The following is a 6,000-nucleotide window of genomic DNA, read 5'->3' as shown; positions in this document are numbered from 1 at the left end:
GCCCCGGCCAAACCCGCCGCGAAAAAAATTAATTGAATTTTTTTTGCTGTTTATTGGCGAAGAGTGGCTAGATTTTTTGTTATTTTTTGCACCACATTTCAGCGCGCGGGCACCGGGAAAGTGCAAGGTCGGTCCGCTTGTGCCCGGTCGCACCTGTATTGACCAGCAAATACCGAGAGTTCTTTTTCCTGGCAAGAGATTTGCAGAATCTTCTCGTCGCCTGCTATCCCAGGAAAGGAGAAAACGTCTATGTTGAGTCTACGCGCCGTGAACCACTATTACGGAAGCCAGCACACGCTGTGGAATGTTGACCTTGAGCTCAAACCCGGTAAATGCACTTGCGTCATGGGGCGCCAGGGAATGGGGAAAACCACGCTCGTCAACTGTATTACCGGTCATCTACCGGTGGCCAGCGGCACTATCACCTGGCAGGACGGAGGATCGGCGCCCTATGACCTGATGCCGCTCTCCGCGCAGTCTCGCAGCGCCATCGGCATTGGCTATGTACCGCAGGATAAACGGATCTTTTCGCAGCTGAGCGTGGAGGAAAATTTGCACATTGCCCTTGCGGCGGGCGGCGAACCGGCGTCAGCGGTCGCCGGAGAGATTTACGATCTGTTCCCCGAGCTGTACGCTCTGCGCCAAAGTAAAGGGATTACCCTGAGCGCCGACGATCAGTACCAGCTGGCGCTGGCCAGGGCGCTGATAACCCGTCCGCGCCTGCTGATCCTCGACGAACCTTCGCGCGGCGGCGGCCAGCGCTTCCTGCACAAGCTCGGGGATTTACTGATGCGCCTGAACCGCGATATTGGCCTGACGGTGCTGATCGCCGAACAGCACCTGCCGTTTATTCGTCGGGTGGCGGATCGTTTCTGTCTGCTGCACTGTGGACGCAGCGTAGCTCAGGGCGACGTTATCCAGCTGGATGCCCCGCTGCTGGCGAAGTGGATGACGCCCGATCCAGCGCGCTGAGGTCGAGATACTGACCGAGATCCTCGCGCTGAGCCGCCTCCACCAGCCACGGGATCTCGCCAAGAAACGGCGCGGGCAGCACGCGTTTCAGCGTTGCCAGATATTCAGGGTGGCGCCTGGCGGGCGGCTGGATATCGTTGGCTATCCAGCCCGCCAGCGGCAGTCCGGCCTGTAGCACCGCCTGAGCGGTCAGCATGGCATGGTTGATGCACCCCAGCTTAACGCCGACCACTAAAATCACCGGCAGCCGCTCTTCCTGTACCCAATCGGCAAAGGTCAGCGTTTCTGACAGCGGCGTAAACCAGCCCCCCGCCCCTTCCACCAGTAGCCAGTCGGACAGCGCTTCCAGCTCGCGCAGTCCAGCAGAAATCGCGGCGGCGTCAATCGGTCTCCCTTCATCGGCGCTGATAATATGCGGTGACGTCGGTTCAGCAAAGGTGAACGGATTGACCTGCTCGTAGCACAGCGCCACGCGGCTATTGCGCTGTAAAGCCAGCGCATCCTCATTACGTAATCCCTGGGCCGTACAGTCGCTGCCGGAAGCCACCGGTTTGTAGCCAGCGCTTTTAAATCCCTTGCGATTGGCCGCCTGCAGCAGCGCGCAGCTGGCGACGGTTTTCCCCACCTCGGTGTCGGTGCCGGTAACGAAGAAACGTTTAGTCACGTTCGATAACTCCTGTAAAAAGATGATACGTCAGCGGGCACTGGCCCTGCTGCTGCGGCCAGGCGAGCTGGAGCTGCCGCAGCTTGCCGCGGCTGAGCGGCGCAGGGCTGCGTCCGTGGTGCAGATGGGTCGCGCCAATGCCTTTAAGCGAGCGCATCGCGCTGAGCGCGTCGGGAAACGGCAGCGTGATGGCGTGGACGTGGCCGCTGGCGCGGCGTTCGGCCAGCGCCTGACGCACCGCCTGCTCGCTGAGAAAACGGTTGGCGTGCGGCCGCTCATCGATGGCTTGCCAGGCCTGAATGAGCTCAGGTAACGAACCTGACAGCAGCGTACTAAACGCCACGCGGCCGCCGGGCCGCACGACCCGGGACAGCTCATCAATGGCGGTCGCGAGATTGTCGCACCACTGAACCGCAAGGTTGCTCCACGCCAGATCAACGCAGCCGTCCGCCAGCGGCAGCGCTTCGATGTCGCCCTCGACGTAGCGGTGCGCGCAGTTTCCGCGGCGGGCCTCCGCCAGCATGTCGACGGAAAGATCCAGCGCCGTCACCCGGCTCCCTGCATCGCGCCAGAAGCGGCTTATGCTGCCGGGGCCGCAGCCCGCGTCCAGCACCTCAGGAAAGGTCTTGATATCGAGCTGTTCCAGCAGCAGCGAGGCGCTAAGACGCTGTAATTCGTCGTGCTGAGCGTAATGTCCCGCCGCGCGGCCAAACGCCGCCGCGACGGCGCGCTTATTCACCGCCGTCATGCAGCACCTCCAGCAGGCGGGCGATATCGGCAGACTCGTGCGCGGCGGTCAGCGTCAGGCGCAGCCGCGCGCTGCCGACGGGAACCGTCGGCGGGCGAATAGCCGTCGCCCAGCAGCCTTCCTCACGCAGACGCGCCGCCAACCGCAGCGCGCGGGCGTTGTCGCCGACGATCAGCGGTTGGATCGCGCTGCCGGAATCAGTGAGCTCCCCGGGATAGTGGGACATTCCCCGGCGAAAGTCGGCGATATGGCCGGCCAGCGTTTCCCGCCGCTGCTGACCCTCGTCGCTGCGAATCACGGCCAGCGCGGCGCTAAGCGCCACCGCCTGCGCCGGCGGCATGGCGGTGCTGTAAATCAGATGGCGGGCAAACTGCAGCAGATAATCCGCCAGCGCCTCGCTGCACAGCACCGCCGCGCCGCTGACGCCAAACGCTTTACCGAAGGTGACGATAAGCAGATCCGGGCGTACCTGCTGCGCGTAGCAGCTGCCGCGCCCCTCTTCGCCGAGCGCGCCGATACCGTGCGCGTCGTCAACCAGCAGAAGCGCGCCGGCCGCCCGCGCCGCCTGATAAACCTCAGCCAGCGGCGCGCTATCGCCGTCCATGCTAAAAATGCCTTCGGTCACCACCAGCTGCTGGCCGGATAGCGGTTTCGCCAGCAAATCGTCAAGATGGCGGCTGTCGTTGTGCTGAAAACGCCGCAGCTGCGCCGGGCTTAGGCTGGCGGCTTCCAGCAGCGAAGCGTGGCTGAGACGGTCGGCGACAATCCGATCCTCTTTGCCCGCCAGCGCGGCAATCACCGCCTGATTCGCGGCAAAGCCGGAAATAAACAGCAGCGCGCGCGGATAGCCCAGCCAGCCGGCCAGCTGCTCCTCCAGCGCGCGGTGCGCCTCGCTATAGCCGCTGACGTGGCCGGAGCCGCCGCTGCCGACGCCGTAGCGATCCGCCCCCTGCTGCCAGGCCTTGACGATAGCCGGATGCTGGCTGAGGCCAAGATAATCGTTGCTGGAAAAATTGAGCCAGCGCCGCCCTTCGCGGCTGAGCCAGCGTCCTGCGCCCAGCGTCACCGGCAGGCGACTGCGCAAGGCATCCGCCGCCTGCCGTTCCGCCAGCGCCAGCTCGATGCGGTGCTGCCAGCTCATAGCGCCGCCGCGTTGTAATATTCCTCGGTATCCGGGTTCATCAACGCCTGCTCCAGCCGCTGCTGCTGGGCGTTATCGCCTTCAAGTACCTCGGTCTGCTGCGGATTAATCCCCAGCTTGCGGAACAGCTGCAGGTCTTTGTCCTCTTCCGGGTTTGGCGTGGTCAGCAGCTTGCAGCCGTAGAAAATCGAGTTCGCCCCGGCCATAAAGCACATCGCCTGGGTCTGTTCGTTCATCTGTTCACGACCGGCGGAGAGGCGCACGTGCGAGGTCGGCATCATGATGCGCGCGATGGCGATAGTACGAATAAAATCAAAGGCGTCCACGTCGTCGTTATCCGCCAGCGGCGTGCCTTTGACCTTCACCAGCATGTTAATCGGCACGCTTTCCGGCGGCGTCGGCAGATTGGCCAGCTGTAGCAGCAGCCCGGCGCGGTCTTTGACCGTTTCCCCCAGCCCGACAATACCGCCGGAGCACACTTTAATTCCGGCATCGCGCACTTTATCGAGGGTATCGAGGCGCTCCTGATAGGTGCGGGTGGTGATGATATTGCCGTAGAATTCCGGCGAGGTATCGAGGTTGTGGTTGTAGTAATCCAGACCGGCGCCGGCCAGACGCTGGGCCTGGCTATCGTTGAGCGTGCCAAGGGTCATGCACGCTTCCAGCCCTAGCGCTTTCACCCCTTTCACCATCTGCTCAAGATACGGCATATCGCGATCGTTCGGATTCTTCCACGCCGCCCCCATACAGAAGCGGGTTGAACCGGCTTGTTTCGCCTGTCGCGCCGACTCAAGCACCTGTTCAACCTCCATCAGGCGTTCGGATTCCAGACCGGTTTTATAGCGCGCGCTTTGCGGGCAGTATTTGCAGTCTTCCGGGCAGGCGCCGGTCTTAATCGACAGCAGCGTGCTGACCTGAACCTGGCGCGGGTCGAAGTGCTGGCGATGGATCTGTTGCGCTTCAAACAGCAGATCCAGAAAGGGTTTATTAAATAACTCAGTAACTTGCGACATTGTCCAGCGGGGGTGGTGAGCCATTAGCCTCTCCAAAGGGTTTTGTTAATTGTTGGTTCGGTTTATACTCGTAAACCTAAATGTTTTCAAAATGGTTTACAAGTCGATTATGACAACGGACGACCTCGCTTTCGATCGGCGCCACATCTGGCACCCTTACACTTCAATGACTTCGCCGCTGCCGGTCTATCCGGTCGTGGCCGCCCACGGCTGTGAGCTGACCCTCGCCGACGGCGGGCAGCTGGTTGACGGCATGTCGTCCTGGTGGGCGGCCATTCATGGCTACAATCACCCGCGCCTGAACGCGGCGATGAAAGCGCAGATTGACCAGATGTCGCACGTCATGTTCGGTGGGATTACCCACCCTTCCGCGGTCGCCCTGTGCCGCCAGCTGGTGGCGATGACCCCGGAAAGCCTCGAATGCGTGTTCCTCGCCGATTCCGGCTCCGTCGCCGTCGAAGTGGCGATGAAAATGGCGCTGCAGTACTGGCAGGCGAAGGGAGACCCGCGCCAGCGCTTTCTCACCTTCCGCAACGGCTATCACGGCGATACCTTCGGCGCGATGTCGGTCTGCGATCCGACGAACTCAATGCACAGCCTGTGGCAGGGCTATTTGCCGGATAACCTCTTCGCCCCGGCGCCGCAGAGCCGCTTCGACGGCGACTGGGATGAGCGGGATATGGTGCCGTTCGCCCGTCTGATGGCCGCCCACCGCCATGAAATCGCCGCGGTGATCCTCGAGCCGATTGTTCAGGGCGCGGGCGGAATGCGGATGTACCACCCCGAGTGGCTCAGGCGGATCCGCAGGATGTGCGATCGCGAGGGTATCCTGCTGATCGCCGATGAGATTGCCACCGGCTTTGGTCGAACCGGTAAGCTGTTCGCCTGCGAGCACGCGGGGATTGCGGCGGATATTCTGTGCCTCGGCAAAGCGCTGACCGGCGGCACCATGACCCTCTCCGCCACCCTCACCACCCGTCAGGTGGCGGAAACTATCAGCGACGGGGAAGCCGGCTGCTTTATGCACGGCCCGACCTTTATGGGCAACCCGCTGGCCTGCGCGGCGGCGACCGAGAGCCTGCGCCTGCTGGAAAGCGGCGAATGGCAGCAGCAGGTGGCAGCCATTGAAGCGCAGCTCAGCGCCGAGCTGGCGCCGGCGCGCGAATCCGCGCAGGTTGCCGATGTGCGGGTGCTGGGAGCGATTGGCGTGATCGAGACGCATCGGCCGGTGAATATGGCCGCCCTGCAGCGCTTTTTCGTCGAACAAGGCGTGTGGATCCGCCCGTTCGGTCGCCTGATTTACCTGATGCCGCCGTACATCATTACGCCGGAGCAGCTGAGCCGCCTGACGCGGGCGGTAAACGCCGCGGTTCAGGAAGAAACATTTTTTAGCGAATAAGCGACGGTAATGGCGCCTCTCTCGCGCTACACTTTCTGGCTAATCAGCGGATGACTACGAGGA

General features: G+C 62.5%; 7 protein-coding genes. 3 read left to right on the top strand and 4 right to left on the bottom strand.

Annotated features, from left to right (window positions below; translation table 11 throughout):
* Both FQK12_RS27455 and FQK12_RS10105 read left to right on the top strand, forming a co-directional pair.
* Nucleotides 1–256: hypothetical protein (locus tag FQK12_RS27455; protein WP_222435538.1), on the top strand; the 256-nt coding region annotated here is incomplete at its 5' end.
* Nucleotides 250–972 carry an ABC transporter ATP-binding protein gene (locus FQK12_RS10105; RefSeq protein ID WP_014228488.1) on the top strand — a complete coding sequence of 241 codons (723 nt, stop codon included), beginning with the start codon at nt 250–252 and terminating at the stop codon, nt 970–972. The genes FQK12_RS27455 and FQK12_RS10105, both read left to right, overlap by 7 nt.
* On the opposite strand, the gene bioD is transcribed toward FQK12_RS10105, so the two are convergent.
* The 4 genes from bioD to bioB are packed head-to-tail and all read right to left on the bottom strand — an operon-like array spanning nt 914 to nt 4,562.
* Complete coding sequence (bioD, locus tag FQK12_RS10100) at nt 914–1,636, bottom strand: dethiobiotin synthase (protein WP_014228487.1); 723 nt, start codon at nt 1,634–1,636, stop codon at nt 914–916. The two genes, FQK12_RS10105 and bioD, sit on opposite strands and share 59 nt — an antisense overlap.
* On the bottom strand, nt 1,629–2,384 hold the full coding sequence (gene bioC, locus FQK12_RS10095) for a malonyl-ACP O-methyltransferase BioC (protein WP_014228486.1): 756 nt from the start codon (nt 2,382–2,384) through the stop codon (nt 1,629–1,631). The genes bioD and bioC overlap by 8 nt, the downstream gene beginning before the upstream one ends.
* Nucleotides 2,368–3,525: an 8-amino-7-oxononanoate synthase gene (bioF, locus tag FQK12_RS10090; RefSeq protein WP_014228485.1), complete on the bottom strand. Its 1,158-nt coding sequence runs from the start codon at nt 3,523–3,525 to the stop codon at nt 2,368–2,370. Before bioF ends, bioC begins: the two co-directional genes overlap by 17 nt.
* A complete protein-coding gene (bioB, locus tag FQK12_RS10085) occupies nt 3,522–4,562 on the bottom strand; it encodes a biotin synthase BioB (RefSeq protein WP_014228484.1) in 1,041 nt (346 codons plus the stop codon). Before bioB ends, bioF begins: the two co-directional genes overlap by 4 nt.
* 85 nt (nt 4,563–4,647) lie before the next feature.
* Here bioB and bioA point away from each other — a divergent pair, with 85 nt between their 5' ends.
* Nucleotides 4,648–5,937: an adenosylmethionine--8-amino-7-oxononanoate transaminase gene (bioA, locus tag FQK12_RS10080; RefSeq protein WP_014228483.1), complete on the top strand. Its 1,290-nt coding sequence runs from the start codon at nt 4,648–4,650 to the stop codon at nt 5,935–5,937.
* The last annotated feature ends 63 nt before the right edge of the window (nt 5,938–6,000 follow it).

Origin of the sequence: Klebsiella sp. ME-303 (genome assembly GCF_007910085.1) — a bacterium.
GTDB classification, from domain to species: domain Bacteria; phylum Pseudomonadota; class Gammaproteobacteria; order Enterobacterales; family Enterobacteriaceae; genus Klebsiella; species Klebsiella michiganensis.
This window is presented reverse-complemented; position numbering and strand designations above follow the sequence as displayed.